This window comes from Methanoculleus horonobensis (genome assembly GCF_001602375.1).
Lineage (GTDB): Archaea > Halobacteriota > Methanomicrobia > Methanomicrobiales > Methanoculleaceae > Methanoculleus > Methanoculleus horonobensis.
In genome coordinates, this window is record NZ_BCNY01000015.1 from 769249 (window position 1) to 783114 (window position 13866).

The window sequence follows — 13866 nt, forward strand, 5'->3', positions numbered from 1 at the left end:
TTCGAAGTCTTGCCCCCTCAGACGGGCATCTTCTGGACGCGCCCCCCTTCGAGTTCCGCACGGTGCTCCGGTGTCCCTATGGGTGCGTGTCCCGGAATCGGTTTTCCTTCGGCGTAGGCAAGGTAGAGAGCGCTGTTGACAAGGCCGATATGCGTGAATGCCTGGGGGAAGTTGCCGAGGAACTCTCCCGTCGCCGGGTCGAACTGCTCGGGGTAGAGGCCCACGTGGTTCGCGCGGTCTACCATCCTCTGAAAGAGCGGTTGCGCCTCCCCGACCCGGCCCGAGAGTGCGAGGCAGTCGATGAGCCAGAACGTGCAGAGGCCGAACGCGCCTTCTTCCCCGGGAATGCCGTCGTCCACCCGGTAGCGGTAGACAAGACCGTTCTCCATCAGCCCCTCCATCGTCGCGTCGATCGTCCCCTGGACCCGCTCATCATCAAAGGGGAGGAACTCGAGCAGCCCGATACGGAGGTTCGCGGCATCCAGATCCTTCGACCCATACGACTGGACGAACGCGCCCACCTCCGCATCGTAGCCCTGTTCGAGGATCTGCCGTTTTATTGCCGTAGCGCCTCGCGCCCACCGCTTTTTGTCCCCCTGGAGACCGTATCGGTCGACGAGGTGAACCGCCCGGTCGAGGGCCACCCAGAGCATCACCTTCGAGTAGACATAGTGGCGCTCCTCGCCCCGGATCTCCCAGATCCCGTGGTCGGGTTCTTTCCGGAGGGAGCATGCCTCGTCCGCGACCCTGGAGAGGAACGCCATCTCCTTCTCCGGGAGTTCGTACCCCCGCCGGAGGAGCTCGTACGCGGTGTTGAGGAGTTCCCCGTAGATCTCGAGCTGGAGCTGTTTGGCGGCGCCGTTCCCGATCCTGACCGGGCGCGAACCCCGGTAGCCCTCGAGGTGGGGAAGTTCCTCTTCATCGAGGTCGGTCCACCCGTGGATGCTGTACATGAGATGGAGCCCCGGCCCTTCTTCGGCATGTATCTCCGAAACTCGCTCCATCCAGGCGAGGAGATCGATCGCCTCCTCGTCATGCCCGAGAGCGATGAGCGCCTGCGCCGTCATGGCCGAGTCGCGGATCCAGGAGAACCGGTAGTCCCAGTTCCGCACGCCCCCGATATCCTCGGGGAGCGACGTCGTCGGCGCGGCGGTGATCGCTCCCGTCGCGGCGTTCGTCAGCAGTTTGAGGACGAGTTCCGATCTGACGAGCAGGGGGAGCAGGCCGTCCGCCCATTCTTCGTTGTGGAGGGGCTCGCTCCCGTGAGCCCACGCCTGCCAGACCTCTCCTGTCTTCTCTACGATGGCCTCCGCCTGCTCCGGCACGTAGGTCAGGTCTTCGGTTCCCCACCGTGCGATCAGGACGCGCCGTTCTCCTGCCCGCATTGGGAACGCCGCCAGGAGGGTATGGCCGTCCGCCTCCTCGGCCACCTCGCCCTCTTGTGTGCCGAAGAGAGTCATGTCGTCCCTTCCGTCGGTTGCCATCCAGCCGTTTGGGACACGCTCGATCTCGGTCGTCCCCCGGGCATAATCGAACCGGGGCGACCACTCCACCGCCACCTCCACGGCGCCCTCCTCGCAGTCGAGGATACGGTAGAGCTCGGGCGGGGCGAACGACCCCCCGCGTCCCCTGATGCTCCCAAACAGCGGCATCAGGTCGGTCACCACGAGCGTCCCCGCTTCATTGGAGAACCTGGTCACGAGGATGTTGGTGTCCTCGATGTACTGCTGTCTCCCCCGTTCTACCTCCGGGACGGAGACCCGAAACCTGCCGCCGAGCCGGGCGTCGAGCAGTGCGGCAAAGACGCTTGTCCGGTCGAGGTAGGGGTAGCAGCACCAGTCGATAGAGCCGTCCGTTCCGACGAGCGCCGCCGTCCGGAGGTTCCCGATGACGGCGTAGTCGGCGATGGGTTTGTAGCCTTCGTCCCGCATACGGTCACCCGGTCAGCGCGGGGAGAACCTCGCGCCCGAAGTCCTCGATGAACTCGACCTGGCCCCGGTTCACGTTGTGGAGGAAAAGGTGCGAAAAACCGAGATCGATGTCGTCGTTGAGCCACCGGAGATGCTCCTCCAGGTCGGCCGAGACACGGATCTTTCCAAAGACCTTTGCAGGTTCGGCGAACTCCCCCATCGCCTCGAACTCTCCCGGCTCCCGGAGGGTCTCGAGCACCGTCGCCGGAAAGACGTTCGCCCGCCACTGATCCCATGCGCCGGTTCGCGCCTCGTCGTCGTCCCGCGCGTAGGAGAGATCTACCTTGAGGTGCATCGGTTTTCCCTCCCCTCCCCCGCGGCGGAACGCCCCGGCGACCTCTGCGAGTTCGCGTTTCGGCATCGCGACGGTGATGAGGCCGTCCGCCCATCCGCCGACCCATTCCGCGGTCGCAGGCGTCAGGGCCGCGCCGACGAGAAGCGGCGGTTCGGGCGGCCGGGTGTAGAGGCGTGCCGAGACAGTTCTGACCGGGACGTCGGCCGTGACCGTCTCCCCCGCCCAGAGCCTTCTGATGATGGTGGCGGACGCGAGAAGCCGGTCGTTTCGCTCCTGCTTCTCCGGCCAGACCTCGCCCGCGATGCTCTCGTTGAGGGCCTGGCCGCTCCCGACGGCTACCCAGAACCGGCCGGGGAACATCTCGGCGAGCGTCGCCGCCGCCTGGGCAATGATTGCCGGGTGGTAGCGGTAGCCCGGGGCACAGACCACCCCTGCCGGAAGGGCGGTCGCCTGGAGCGCCGCGCCGAGCCATGACCAGGCAAACCCGCTCTCCCCCTGGGCGGGAGTCCAGGGGTTGAAGTGGTCGGAGGAGAGGATGCCGCGAAATCCGGCTGTCTCAGCACGTTTCGCAAGATCCAGCAGCAACCCGGGAGGAAACTGCTCGTGCGATGCGTGATATCCTACCGTCACCGTTGATTCTGCCATTGATGCCGCCTCCGTGCCGGTTCTTCCCGCGAACCGGTGGGCAGACTGGAGGTGAGGATACTTAAAACGTACCTGCCGCCCGCACCTCCGGCGACAGATTCTCATGTCCGATCGATAACGCTTCCGTTCGGGCCGATGCGATGGCCGGGATATACCCGTTCGTCTTCCGAATCAGGAGCAGCCGTCACCTCTCCTACCCGGGGCGCGGGGGGTTCAGGCCGGTCCCAGGAACTCGATGTAGATATAGTAGGCCGAGAAGGCCGCAAAGAATACGCCCACGGCAAACGTCAGGATGGTGACGAAGAAGGACGGGCGGAACTCGACCGGGAGCATCCGCCGGTTCAGGTAGATCGTCATGAAGGCGACCACCGGGATCTGGATCGCCTCGATGATCCCTGCGATGGCAAGAGCGGTCACCGGTTCGAGCCGCACGATAACCAGGATGAGCGGCAGGATCCCCATCAGCCCGAGCAGGTAGACGTAGCGGTAGAACCGCATCGAGACCCATCGCCCGGCCGCCTTCACCTGCCGGGCGATGAAGATCGACCCCTGGCCGAGCATCCTGGTCCAGCCGTCGAGGTTGGCGACGAGGGTGCTCCAGAAGGCGAAGAACGCGGCAAGGATCATCAACCAGGCGCCCGGTGGCCCCCAGACGTCCCCGAGGAGCACCGAGAGGACCGCCGTCACCTCGGGCCCTTCGGGGAGAAGGCCCTCCGGCCGGAGGAGTTCGGTTCCCAGGATGAGGAGCGCGACGAGCAGGAGGAGGACGATGCCCGCAGCGACGGTCGTGGATATGGTCATGAGCCGGAGCCAGCCCCGCATGTAGTCCTTCTCGCCCCGGGAGAGGTGCGCGATCTCCGGCAGGCCTTCCTCCTCGATGACCCGCTCCTCCCCGCCTTGCCTGTGGACGGTGTAATAGGCGGAGCCGTACCCCCGGGCGGTGAGCCAGTAGGAGTACCAGACGAGACCCGCAGCCCCGGACATCACGAACCCGAGCCACGGGAGGAGTTCGGCGAACTCGACGTCGGGGGGAAGGGTCGGCGCGAGGCCGGCGGCGAGCGGCACGATGCCGGGGAAGACGATACCGGCGGTGGTCACCAGGGCGACGATGATCGCGAGTGCCATCACGATGGATGTCCGTTCAACACCCTGGTATCTGCCGAAGAAGACGAGGAGGATGGAGACCAGGAGGACTATGGCCGCCCATACCGTGAAACTCCCGGGAAGGGCGATGATGATCGCGGAACTCGCGGCCCCCGCCATCCCGGTGATGGTCGTGACCGCAACCAGGAGCTGGGGGATCACGATGACCCAGACGCCCCAGTTCGCCGGCCCGGGGAGGTTCTTGATCCCCTGCAGGAGCGAGCCTCCCGTCACGACCGCGTAACGCCCGATCTCGATCGAGAGCACCGTCTTTAAAAATATCGCAAGGATGAGCGCCCAGAGGACGGAGTAGCCGTAGAGGGAGGCGATTCTCGGGGTGAAGAGGAGCTCTCCGGTCGCGATGGCGGAGATCATCCAGATGATCGCGGGCCCCATCCATGCAAGGGCCTCCCGTCCTCTGGGGGCCGGGGGGACAATGGTCCGGTCTTCGTCTGCCATGGGCATTCTGCCCTGCAGGGTCCGGGCATACATAAGTCTTGCCGCGGTGACCTGACCCGCGGAGGCCGGGCCCGGTGGGAAAAAGTGGGGTTGTTCTCAGGCGGCGGCTGCGGGCTGTCCCGGAGAAGTGCCGTCGGAGAGCCGCTTGATGAAGAGCCGGGCCCAGATGTATGCAACGATACCGCCGGCGACCTGCCAGCACCTGGGTAGCTGCGGCATATCCGGGACAGGTCGGCGACTGATGTATACCGGGGCGATCCGGCTACGTGATCACTGCTGCCCGAGATTCTGATACGCCCACTCTACAGCCTCAATGAACTCCCGATACCCTGTTTCATCTATCAGGGCGCGGAGTGGAATCCTGGGGAGAGGGGGATGTCCATCACCAGGTACCTGAACACCGGGGATCGCGTTGAGCATACGGAAGAACTCTCGAAGCGTCTTTTCGTCGGTGAACGAGCCCCTGCAGATCAGCCTCATACTCGTAGAGCGTCTCCTCATTGGTACCAGAGTGTCGTCTTCTGAGACGAGATAAACAGGATCGCTCATGTATCTCCCTTCTAGGTGGACGTATCTCTGGGCTGCTCTGGTTATTGCTGAACTGAGTGTTGCAGGGCTATTGCGTGTGCCTGTCCGCCCTGTAGAATAGCGTTAGTGCTTGATACCTGAAGGTGCCGAATTGTTTGAGAGGAGAGACCCCTTCCCATCCCTCAAAAAGAGTTATCACACCATCTGCTCGCGGGCAACGCCCTTTCCCGCAAGAATGTCCCGTAAATGCTCTCGGCCGCTCGGCTCCGGGATCTCCCGCCCTTCTTCCCGGGCGGTTTCGAGCCAGAGGTCGATAGCCACCTTTACTTCGCGGAGTGCCTCCTCTTCGGTCTCGCCGAACGCGGAGCAGCCGGGAAGCTCCGGGACGACGGCGATGAACCCCTCGTCCTCGTCGCTGAAGAAGATCTCAATCGCGTATTTATGCGGCATCTTCGCCCTCCAACAGAGTATAGTGCTCAATGATCTTAAGAAGTTGTCTTACCTGGTACGGCTTTGCTTTACCCTTCACGTTCTGGAAGTTGAGGATCTCAGGAATCCCGTCGCGCATGTAAACAATGTGACTGCCTTTCCCGCCCTTCCGGTGAAACCCAAAGGTCTCCGCCGCACGGCAGAGGTCTTCGAACCGCACGTTCTTCGGGTTGTGCTTCAGATGCTCGTAGATTTCACGCCGGTTCATGCGGAGCACCCTTGCAGTTCACCTCGCCTGATCTTCTCCTCGATCAACTCGTTCTGCAGCATCCGCACGAGCTCCAGGTTCTTGAGCACGCCCTTGCTTATCGCCTCCTGCGTATCCACCCCGTCGCAGCGGTGGAGTTTGTCTGGTATATGGGTGAACTCGAAGACCTCGCGGTCGCGCAAGAGCGTCTGGTTGTAGCGATGAGTCTCTCTGCCTCATGTGTAAGCAATTAGAGAGCGGTTATATGAACCCGCGCCGTGGTCAGGGTGAAAGTGAACAAGTACATCTAGCAGCACCCCTGGCATGGTGTATGACAATTTTACGGCGCAATACCCGGGATCGGAGAATCCTGCCGATGTTCGACAGTCTTTGAAGGCTATTTGGAGGGCCTGGATGGATAGGCGTTCTTGAGGAATAGCCGATTCAAACTAATCCAGGCAGCAGATGCTTATATCTCCTGCAGAAATCACGGTAAGCAGTTGTGAGGGAAATAAGAAGGCCAGGGCCGAGATTCGAACCCGGGTCGAGGGATCCACAGTCCCTTAGGATAACCGACTACCCCACCCTGGCAAGGTACTCATTATAGTTGGTAGTCGGATTTGATTAAGGTATCTCTTCACTGTGCCGGCATCAGACGCCGTCTCGGGGGTCACGGACACACGGCTGGCCAGAGGGCGGGAGCGTTGAGCACCCTCAGGTGAGAGTAGCGACGTTCCGCCGGGAACAAAGCTCGAGCACCCCCGGGTGCGAGCGTCCGGAGCATGAGAAGACCGAAGATCTTCGGGGAACGACAGATGGAACATCCAGAGTTTGAGCGCCGAAGGTGTGAATCGGCGAGGTGAATTATTAATAGACGCCATGTTCTATAACGTACCAGTGTTCCGGGCGCCGAGCGACGCCCCGGGGGTAGGGGAATCACCCCGACTCTGGTGTGATTCAGGAAAAGCGACCAATATCTCGGGATTTTTTCGGGTTTATTCGTCCATACAGTATATACCGGAAGGTGATTATCATGGCAAAGGAATCAACGATCAGGACCCCCATCGTCTGCGTGATGGGCCACGTAGATCACGGCAAGACATCGCTCCTTGACCGGATCCGGGGCTCGTCCGTGGTATCTACCGAAGAAGGCGCGATTACACAGCATATCGGCGCCACACTTGTTCCCATCGATGCAGTCACCCGCATGGGCGGGGCCCTGAGCAAGATCAGCGTCAATGTCCCGGGCCTCCTCTTCATCGACACCCCCGGGCACCACGCCTTCACCACCCTTCGTGCGCGCGGCGGGGCGCTTGCCGACATGGCGATCGTCGTGGTGGACATCAACGAGGGCTTCCGCCCACAGACGATCGAGGCGCTCCAGATCCTGCGCAACTACAAGACGCCGTTCGTCATCGCGGCAAACAAGGTCGACCGCATCCACGGCTGGCGCGTCCAGGAGAATCAGCCGTTCTTGAAGACGTTTGCGCAGCAGAACGAGCGCGTCCAGGGTATGGTCGAGACGAAGGTGTATGAACTCGTCGGCAAACTCTCCGACCTCGGGTTCAACTCCGAGCGGTTCGACCGGGTCTCGGACTTCGCGCGAAACATCTGCATCGTCCCGACGAGCGCCATCACCGGGGAAGGCCTTCCCGACATCCTCATGGTTCTGATCGGGCTTGCCCAGCGCTACATGACCGAGAGCCTCAAGGTCAGCGCCGAAGGTCCCGGCGCCGGCACCGTGCTCGAGGTGAAGGAGGAGCGGGGGCTCGGGATGACGCTTGATCTGATCCTCTACGACGGCACCCTCAAGGTCGGGGACGAGATCGTCGTCGCGGGGAACGACCAGATCATCGAGACGAAAGTGCGCTCCCTCTTAAAGCCCCGCCCGATGAGCGAGATCCTGATCGAGGAGCGGTTCGAGCGCGTCAAGTCCATCACCGCCGCAGCGGGTATCAAGGTCGCCGCCCCGAAACTCGACGGGGTCATCGCGGGCTCCCCTCTCCGCGTCGTCCGCGGCGGCAACCGGGACGAGGTGATTGAGCGCGTTCGCCACGAGGTTCAGGACATCGAGGTGAACCTCTCCGATGTCGGCGTCATCATCCGGGCGGACACCATCGGTGCCCTCGAAGCGCTCTCGAAGGAACTCGAAAGTCACCAGATCCAGGTGATGCGGGCGACCGTGGGGCCGGTCACCCGCCATGACGTCATCGAGGCGGGAACGATCAAAGACCCCCTCTACAGCGCGCTCATCGCCTTCAACACCCCCGTCCTGCCGGACGCAGTCGACGCCCTTGCGGATTCGGCGATGTCCCACGTCAGCATATTCGAGGGCGGGGTCATCTACCAGCTCATCGACGACTACGTCGAGTGGAGCGACGAGAAGAAGCAGGAGTTCGAACGGCAGAAGTTCGAGAAGGTGATCATGCCCGCCAAGATCCGGATCCTCCCGAACTGCGTCTTCCGGCAGAGCAACCCGGCGGTGGTCGGTGTTCGGATCCTCGGCGGGAAACTCCAGAGCGGGGTCGATCTCGCCCTCCCGAACGGCAAAAAGGTCGGTCGCATCAAGCAGATCCAGGCGAAGAACGAGTCGGTTCAGGAGGCCGAGGCGGGCAAGGAGGTGGCGATCTCGATCGAAGGGCCGACGGTCGGCCGCCAGATCAACGTCGACGACGACCTCTACGTGGATATCCCGGAGCGGCACGTGAAGGTGATCGAGCGGGAGATGTTCGATCACTTAAGCCCGAGTCTGCGCGAGACCCTGGAGGAGTTCACCACCCTTAAGCGCCGGGAAGACCCCTTCTGGGGGAAGTGACCCGTTCGGGGAACGTGCGGGTCTCTCCCGCTCGCCCCCCTCCAACCCTGCAGAGGTAGTCTTTTAATACCATATTCTCAAATTGTATAGGTACCTTCGAAGGAGTCGTCAACATGGCAGATTTCAAAATCATCCTATCAGACCCGGAGACCGGGCGTTCATATAAGATCGATGCGACCGGCCCCACCGCCGGAGCATTCATCGGCAAGCGCATCAGCGACGAGATCAACGGGGACATCCTCGGCTTTGCGGGCTACACGATCCGGATCACCGGCGCTACGGACAAGACCGGTATTCCCTCACGCCGCGACCTTCCCGGCCCATCCCGGAGAAGGCTCCTCCTCTCCAAGGGTGTCGGGTTCCACCCGGCCATGGACGGGGAACGCCGCAGGAAGTCGGTGCGGGGCAACGAGATCAGCGCTGACACCGTCCAGATCAACGCCGCCGTGAAGCAGAGCGGTGCAAAGCCCCTGGCAGAATACTTCAGCCAGCCCGAGGCGGCGGCTGAATAAATCCGCCCCCGATCTTTTCTAAAACGCTATTTTCCCGGGTCGATCCGCCCGTATTTCCTGTCGTTCTACCGGCCGCGCCAGGGTTCGCTGAGCGTCGCCGTGAGTCGTGGCGTCCCCTTGCCGGCCTCGTCCGGTCGGCCCCGCACCTCCACTCACAGAGGCGGCAGGAGTTGAGGTCTTCCAAACCGGTTCCTGACGCAGGCATGCACGATTGCCTTTGGGACGGCGGTATGCCACCTCCGGTACAACTATTCGCGAGGCGAAGCTCCGCAGGAACAGAGCTTGAGCACCGAAGGTGCGAACGGGTGCCAACGTATGGGCATGGACATGACATCGCCCGAATCCGGCGGCATGGTCCTGCGCCCCGTGGGTTTTGTCCGGAGCAGCGTGCAGGAACCCTTCCTCGTCTCCGGGAGAGACGGCATCGCGATGCGGGAAGGGCCGGACGCGAGCAGGGATCACGTCAGGAGCGTGAAAGAGGCAGTATCGGAGATCGTCATCGAAGAGAACCGCATCGCGCTGCTTGACGGCATCGAGGAGTACTCCCACGTCACGGTGCTGTACTGGGGGCACAAGGTGCCGGAAGAGGACCGGTCAGTCGACCGCGTGCACCCGATGGGCAGAACGGATATCCCGAAGACCGGGATCTTCTCGACCTGTAGCCCTGCCCGTCCCAACCCCGTGCTCGCGACCGTTGTCGGGTTGCACTCACGGCGGGGGAACGTTCTCGAGGTCACCGGGCTCGACGCCGTCGACGGCAGTCCCATCATCGATATCAAGCCCTATGTCCCGGCCCAGTACCCGAACGGCGATGTGCGGATCCCCGCGTGGATGGAGCGGCTCATGAACGAAGTGGGCGAGCGCCGGGCGTGAATCTTTCCTCAAGATGCGTGAAAAAAAGTATGTTATCGCGACTTCGCGATCGATCTCTCCAGGGCAGGCAGTTTGTCGTCGAACGCCACCCCGTATCTCTTCGCGAGGATGATCACTGCCGCCTCCACCCGGATGTTCCCGTCGAAGTTGTCGGTGACGATCCGGTGGAGTTCGGCGACGACCTCCTGGGGCGGCTTCTCCGTCGCGGCGGCGATCCGCCCGATCAGTTCCTCATAAGGGCTCTCCTCCGCTGCGAGGACGTCGGAGGTGGGCTTGAACCCGAGCGGTATCGAGACTTCGGCGAGATCGAAGAGCGGCCGGATGGATCCTCCGTCCACCTCGATGAGTCCCTCAGCCTTCGCCCGCTCCAGGAGCTGGTTTGCCTGCTCCTTGTTCATCCACTTCCGGTCGATGGCGATGTAGAAGACGAACTCGCTCTTCTGCAGCCGATCTTTACGCATGTGCTTGAACGGCGCGGCAACCGCAATCCTGACACTCACTCGCAGGCACCCTTGAGCATCGTTCGCAGGTCCATCGCGTCCAGGTCCCCGAGCCGTCCCTCCTTCGCGATGTAGCACTCCGTCACCGCACCTTTGTCGACGATCCGGAGGAAGAAGATGTTCTCCGAGACCGGGAGCCGCTTTTCAGGGGTGAGCAGCGTCCTCTGCAGGTCGACCCGGAAGTCCGCCACCTCCGTGACCTTCTCGGCGAGCGGCGCGAGGTCGTTCAGGTCGAGAAACTGCGTCCGCCCGTCTGCGATCTGGACGAGCATCCGCTCCTTGACGAGCCCGTCGACACCCCGTGCGGTGGTATGGGAGTCATGCATCCGGGCTATACAGGCAAGCACTTCCCGGAACGGCCGGTTGAGCTCGAAGTCGAGGTCGATGGATTGAGGGAACCGATGGTATATCCTGCGCATCACTAGAACTGAGGTCTGCGGAAGGTAAAAAGAATGTGATCGCTAGAGACGCAAACGTTTTCTGCACATCTCCCCCTCCTCCCCCCATGGCCAACCACCTCACGCTCCTGCAGATGAACGACTCGCACGGGTACCTGGAGCCGCACCAGGAACTCTTCTATGCCGCCGGGCCGCCGGTGTACCGGACGGCAGGCGGGTATGCCCGGATTGCCACGCTTCTTCAAGATGCGCGTGATGAGCGGCCGGGAACTGTGCTCGCGTTCGACTGCGGCGACACCATCCATGGGACCTACCCCGCCGTCCAATCAGAGGGCGAAGCGCTCGTCCCGATCCTGAACGCTCTCGCCTTCGACGGCATGACCGCCCACTGGGAGTTCGCCTACGGCCCGGAGCAGTTCCGGAACGTGGCGGGGAGACTCGACTACCCCGTCCTCGCCGACAACTGCTACGACGACGCGACCGGCGACCTGGTCTTTCCCGCGTACACGGTCTCTGAGACCGACGACCTCGCGGTAGGCGTCATCGGCATCGCCGCAACCATCGTCGACAAGGTGATGCCGGACTCATTCTCGAAAGGAATCCATTTCTCGCTCGGCAGCGCCGAACTCCCGGGGCACATCGCCCACCTCCGCGAAGAGGAGGGGGTGGATCTCGTCGTGGTGATCTCGCACCTCGGGTTTCCGCAGGAGGTGCGACTCGCCCGCGAGACGGATGGGATCGACGTCCTCCTCTCGGGGCACACCCACAACCGTCTCTTCGAACCGGCGGTCGTGAACGACACCGTCATCATCCAGTCGGGTTGCCACGGCTCCTTCCTCGGGCGGCTCGACCTTACGGTCGAGAACCGGCGGGTGAAGGGGTTCGACCACGATCTCATCGTCGTCGGCGAGGAGGTCTGGCCTCACCCGGAGGTCGAGGAGATGGTCGAGGGGGTCATGGAGCCCCACCGCGAGTACCTCTCCCGGGTCGTCGGGGAGACCCGGACGGGTCTTAACCGGAACACGGTTCTTGAGGCCACGATGGACAACCTCCTCCTGCAGGCGCTCATCGACGTCACGGGCGCGGAGATGGCGTTCTCGAACGGGTGGCGCTACGGCGCCCCGGTGCCGCCGGGCGAGGTCACGATGAACGATCTCTGGGACATCATACCGGTGAACCCCCCGGTCTCGACGGTCGAGGTCACCGGCCGGGAGCTCAGGGCGATGATGGAGGAGAACCTGGAACGGACTTTTTCGCGCGATCCCTACCAGCAGATGGGCGGCTACGTGAAGCGGTGCATGGGAGTCAATATTTACTGCAAGCTGGAGAATCCGCCTGGCCTGCGGATCCAGGAGTTCTTTGCCGGCGGCAGAAGGCTCGACCCGAACGCCGTCTACCGTGCGGCGTTCGTCACCGGCCAGGGCGTGCCGCCGAAGTACGGGCGGAACCGGGAGAACCTTGAAATTCATGCAATCGAGGCGCTCGAACGCTACCTGGCAAAAGGCCCCGTCAGCGCCGAACTCCGCGGGAGCGTGACGGCGATATGAGCCCCTCCGTTCGGGTCGTCATCCACCTCGACGAGCGCGAGAAGGCGGCCCTTGTGCTGCGGAACACAAAGAACCTCGTTGAAGATCTTGCCGGTGTCGAGGTGGAGGTGGTCGCGCACGCCGACGGGGCGGAGGAGCTCCGCACCGGAAGCCCGCAGGCGGCGCTGATGGCGCAACTTGCGGATCGGGGTGTCCGGTTCGTCGTCTGCGAGAACACCCTTCGTTCCCGGAACCTGTCGGAGAAAGACTTCCCCGGTTACGTTGGAACCGTCCCGTCCGCGATCGTAGAACTGGTCGTCAGACAGGCAGAAGGCTGGCAGTATCTTCGGCCGTAAAAAAGGATGGGTATCTTATACGAGCAGGACGGCGTTGACGACACCGTCCTGGCTCGGTCTGCTGACGATCCGCGCGCGCCCCATCTCGGTCTTGATGACGGCGCCCTTCGTCAGGAGTTTCCGCCGGACGTAGTTCGGGTTGGCGCTGTTCGCCTCGACCGCCTCGATCTTCGCCTTCTTGGTCTCGCCGGTTGTGGGGTTCGAGACCGTTGCGTAGTCTACCCGGAGTGCCCGAACCTTCTGGTTGCCACCATAGGTACGGATAATTCTCCTGCGCTCTTCACCGATATGCGTCTCTGCCGGAGCTCTTCCGATCTCCGATCTCTTCTTGCCCTGGGAGGTGTGGTAGCGTCCGCCCGACGGCTTCCGTACTGATCTTCCTTGCCACTGCATGTGACCACCGATATACTCTGCTGAGGACGCAATACCCATCGGGGGTAGCAATCTCTCGTTAAAGTGCTATAACTATTCGGGACCAGGATATTTAACTCTGCTGATCACGCGAGGATCGCGTCCAGCAACGCCTCGAGCCCTTCTCCGGTCTTCATGTTCGTCCGGAAGATCTTCATCTCCGGGTTGTAGCGGCGCATATCCGCCTCCATCCGGTCGAGGTTGGCGCCGACGAACCCGGCGAGGTCGACCTTGTTGATGACGCCGATGTTGCTGCTCCGAAACATCATCGGGTGCTTGTTCACCACGTCGTCTCCTTCTGTCGAGCTGACGACGACGATCCTCTTCTCGGCGCCCAGCCGGAAGTCGGTCGGGCAGACCATGTTGCCGACGTTCTCGATGAAGAGAACGTCGATCTCGTCGAGCGGGAGATGATCGATGGCGTGCTCCACCAGGTGGGCGTCGAGATGGCACTCCTTCCCGGTGTTCGCGTTGTAGGCCGGAACGTCGAGAGCGACGATCCGCTTGAAGTCGTCGTCGCCGTAGACGTCCCCGGCGATGGCGCCGGCGCGGAGGCCCCGCTTCCGGATAAGCGGCACCAGCCGCTCGATCGTGGCGGTCTTCCCCGACCCGATGGCGCCGAGAAGATCGAACGCCCGGATGCCGTGGTCTTTGAGGTGGGCTGCGTTGGCATCTGCAAGGCGGTTGTTGACATCGTAGATGTCCTTCTCCACGTGGACGTCGATGTGATGCATGGTATGTACTGTGATCATGATCTGT

General features: G+C 62.6%; 17 protein-coding genes and 1 tRNA gene. 5 read left to right on the forward strand and 13 right to left on the reverse strand.

The annotated features are described in order from the left end of the window. Positions 1-17 precede the first annotated feature (17 nt). The 9 genes from MCUHO_RS11585 to MCUHO_RS11620 all read right to left on the reverse strand — a co-directional run bounded on the left by MCUHO_RS11585 (position 18) and on the right by MCUHO_RS11620 (position 6307). A complete protein-coding gene (locus MCUHO_RS11585) occupies positions 18-1931 on the reverse strand; it encodes a glycoside hydrolase family 15 protein (protein WP_067078515.1) in 1914 nt (637 codons plus the stop codon). 4 nt (positions 1932-1935) lie between these two features. Further along, positions 1936-2910 carry a TIGR03885 family FMN-dependent LLM class oxidoreductase gene (locus tag MCUHO_RS11590; RefSeq protein ID WP_067078516.1) on the reverse strand — a complete coding sequence of 325 codons (975 nt, stop codon included), beginning with the start codon at positions 2908-2910 and terminating at the stop codon, positions 1936-1938. Positions 2911-3123: 213 nt separating this feature from the next. After that, a complete protein-coding gene (locus MCUHO_RS11595; RefSeq protein WP_067078518.1) occupies positions 3124-4512 on the reverse strand; it encodes an Nramp family divalent metal transporter in 1389 nt (462 codons plus the stop codon). 96 nt (positions 4513-4608) lie between these two features. Further along, a complete protein-coding gene (locus tag MCUHO_RS13080; protein WP_268872795.1) occupies positions 4609-4731 on the reverse strand; it encodes a hypothetical protein in 123 nt (40 codons plus the stop codon). 51 nt (positions 4732-4782) lie between these two features. Further along, the gene (locus tag MCUHO_RS11600; RefSeq protein ID WP_153020042.1) at positions 4783-5061 is read right to left on the reverse strand and encodes a hypothetical protein; all 279 of its coding nucleotides are present in this window, start codon (positions 5059-5061) and stop codon (positions 4783-4785) included. A gap of 174 nt (positions 5062-5235) precedes the next feature. After that, entirely contained in the window at positions 5236-5490 is a 255-nt protein-coding gene (locus MCUHO_RS11605) for a type II toxin-antitoxin system HicB family antitoxin (RefSeq protein WP_067078521.1), read from the reverse strand. Beyond that, a complete protein-coding gene (locus MCUHO_RS11610) occupies positions 5480-5737 on the reverse strand; it encodes a type II toxin-antitoxin system HicA family toxin (protein WP_067078522.1) in 258 nt (85 codons plus the stop codon). The genes MCUHO_RS11605 and MCUHO_RS11610 overlap by 11 nt, the downstream gene beginning before the upstream one ends. Continuing rightward, positions 5734-5919 (reverse strand): hypothetical protein, encoded by a 186-nt coding sequence (locus tag MCUHO_RS11615; RefSeq protein ID WP_067078523.1) that lies wholly within the window; start codon positions 5917-5919, stop codon positions 5734-5736. The genes MCUHO_RS11610 and MCUHO_RS11615 overlap by 4 nt, the downstream gene beginning before the upstream one ends. A 315-nt stretch (positions 5920-6234) precedes the next feature. Beyond that, positions 6235-6307, reverse strand: a tRNA-His gene (locus MCUHO_RS11620). Between the two features lie 442 nt (positions 6308-6749). On the opposite strand from MCUHO_RS11620, the gene infB reads away from it, so the two are divergent. From infB to tsaA, 3 genes are all read left to right on the forward strand, one after another. Further along, positions 6750-8531, forward strand: a complete 1782-nt coding sequence (gene infB, locus MCUHO_RS11625) for a translation initiation factor IF-2 (protein WP_067078524.1) — start codon at positions 6750-6752, stop codon at positions 8529-8531. 113 nt (positions 8532-8644) lie between these two features. After that, the gene (locus tag MCUHO_RS11630) at positions 8645-9043 is read left to right on the forward strand and encodes a 30S ribosomal protein S6e (protein ID WP_067078526.1); all 399 of its coding nucleotides are present in this window, start codon (positions 8645-8647) and stop codon (positions 9041-9043) included. 315 nt (positions 9044-9358) lie between these two features. Further along, positions 9359-9916: a tRNA (N6-threonylcarbamoyladenosine(37)-N6)-methyltransferase TrmO gene (gene tsaA, locus MCUHO_RS11635; RefSeq protein WP_235808261.1), complete on the forward strand. Its 558-nt coding sequence runs from the start codon at positions 9359-9361 to the stop codon at positions 9914-9916. Between the two features lie 32 nt (positions 9917-9948). On the opposite strand, the gene MCUHO_RS11640 is transcribed toward tsaA, so the two are convergent. Beyond that, positions 9949-10416 (reverse strand): DUF2240 family protein, encoded by a 468-nt coding sequence (locus MCUHO_RS11640; protein ID WP_067078527.1) that lies wholly within the window; start codon positions 10414-10416, stop codon positions 9949-9951. Next, the gene (locus MCUHO_RS11645; RefSeq protein ID WP_067078529.1) at positions 10413-10835 is read right to left on the reverse strand and encodes a hypothetical protein; all 423 of its coding nucleotides are present in this window, start codon (positions 10833-10835) and stop codon (positions 10413-10415) included. The genes MCUHO_RS11640 and MCUHO_RS11645 overlap by 4 nt, the downstream gene beginning before the upstream one ends. A gap of 86 nt (positions 10836-10921) precedes the next feature. Between MCUHO_RS11645 and MCUHO_RS11650 the strand changes: the two genes are divergently transcribed. Both MCUHO_RS11650 and MCUHO_RS11655 read left to right on the forward strand, forming a co-directional pair. Further along, positions 10922-12361 carry a bifunctional metallophosphatase/5'-nucleotidase gene (locus MCUHO_RS11650; RefSeq protein WP_067078531.1) on the forward strand — a complete coding sequence of 480 codons (1440 nt, stop codon included), beginning with the start codon at positions 10922-10924 and terminating at the stop codon, positions 12359-12361. Next, positions 12358-12696, forward strand: a complete 339-nt coding sequence (locus MCUHO_RS11655) for a DsrE family protein (RefSeq protein ID WP_067078533.1) — start codon at positions 12358-12360, stop codon at positions 12694-12696. The genes MCUHO_RS11650 and MCUHO_RS11655 overlap by 4 nt, the downstream gene beginning before the upstream one ends. Before the next feature lie 15 nt (positions 12697-12711). Here the strand turns inward: MCUHO_RS11655 and MCUHO_RS11660 are convergent, their stop codons facing one another. Together MCUHO_RS11660 and hypB are read right to left on the reverse strand one after the other, a co-directional pair. Beyond that, entirely contained in the window at positions 12712-13089 is a 378-nt protein-coding gene (locus tag MCUHO_RS11660; protein ID WP_067078535.1) for a 30S ribosomal protein S8e, read from the reverse strand. A 104-nt stretch (positions 13090-13193) separates the two neighbouring features. Then, positions 13194-13841: a hydrogenase nickel incorporation protein HypB gene (hypB, locus tag MCUHO_RS11665; protein WP_067078908.1), complete on the reverse strand. Its 648-nt coding sequence runs from the start codon at positions 13839-13841 to the stop codon at positions 13194-13196. Positions 13842-13866: the final 25 nt, after the last annotated feature.

Bases quoted from the DNA above. Each gene is read 5' to 3' on its own strand.
- MCUHO_RS13080 (WP_268872795.1), bottom strand. From the start codon at position 4,731: ATGCCGCAGCTACCCAGGTGCTGGCAGGTCGCCGGCGGTATCGTTGCA.
- MCUHO_RS11610 (WP_067078522.1), bottom strand. From the start codon at position 5,737: ATGAACCGGCGTGAAATCTACGAGCATCTGAAGCACAACCCGAAGAAC.
- MCUHO_RS11600 (WP_153020042.1), bottom strand. From the start codon at position 5,061: ATGAGCGATCCTGTTTATCTCGTCTCAGAAGACGACACTCTGGTACCA.
- MCUHO_RS11585 (WP_067078515.1), bottom strand. From the start codon at position 1,931: ATGCGGGACGAAGGCTACAAACCCATCGCCGACTACGCCGTCATCGGG.
- MCUHO_RS11650 (WP_067078531.1), top strand. From the start codon at position 10,922: ATGGCCAACCACCTCACGCTCCTGCAGATGAACGACTCGCACGGGTAC.
- MCUHO_RS11645 (WP_067078529.1), bottom strand. From the start codon at position 10,835: ATGCGCAGGATATACCATCGGTTCCCTCAATCCATCGACCTCGACTTC.
- MCUHO_RS11630 (WP_067078526.1), top strand. From the start codon at position 8,645: ATGGCAGATTTCAAAATCATCCTATCAGACCCGGAGACCGGGCGTTCA.
- MCUHO_RS11590 (WP_067078516.1), bottom strand. From the start codon at position 2,910: ATGGCAGAATCAACGGTGACGGTAGGATATCACGCATCGCACGAGCAG.
- MCUHO_RS11605 (WP_067078521.1), bottom strand. From the start codon at position 5,490: ATGCCGCATAAATACGCGATTGAGATCTTCTTCAGCGACGAGGACGAG.
- MCUHO_RS11595 (WP_067078518.1), bottom strand. From the start codon at position 4,512: ATGGCAGACGAAGACCGGACCATTGTCCCCCCGGCCCCCAGAGGACGG.
- tsaA (WP_235808261.1), top strand. From the start codon at position 9,359: ATGGGCATGGACATGACATCGCCCGAATCCGGCGGCATGGTCCTGCGC.
- MCUHO_RS11655 (WP_067078533.1), top strand. From the start codon at position 12,358: ATGAGCCCCTCCGTTCGGGTCGTCATCCACCTCGACGAGCGCGAGAAG.
- MCUHO_RS11660 (WP_067078535.1), bottom strand. From the start codon at position 13,089: ATGCAGTGGCAAGGAAGATCAGTACGGAAGCCGTCGGGCGGACGCTAC.
- hypB (WP_067078908.1), bottom strand. From the start codon at position 13,841: ATGCATCACATCGACGTCCACGTGGAGAAGGACATCTACGATGTCAAC.
- infB (WP_067078524.1), top strand. From the start codon at position 6,750: ATGGCAAAGGAATCAACGATCAGGACCCCCATCGTCTGCGTGATGGGC.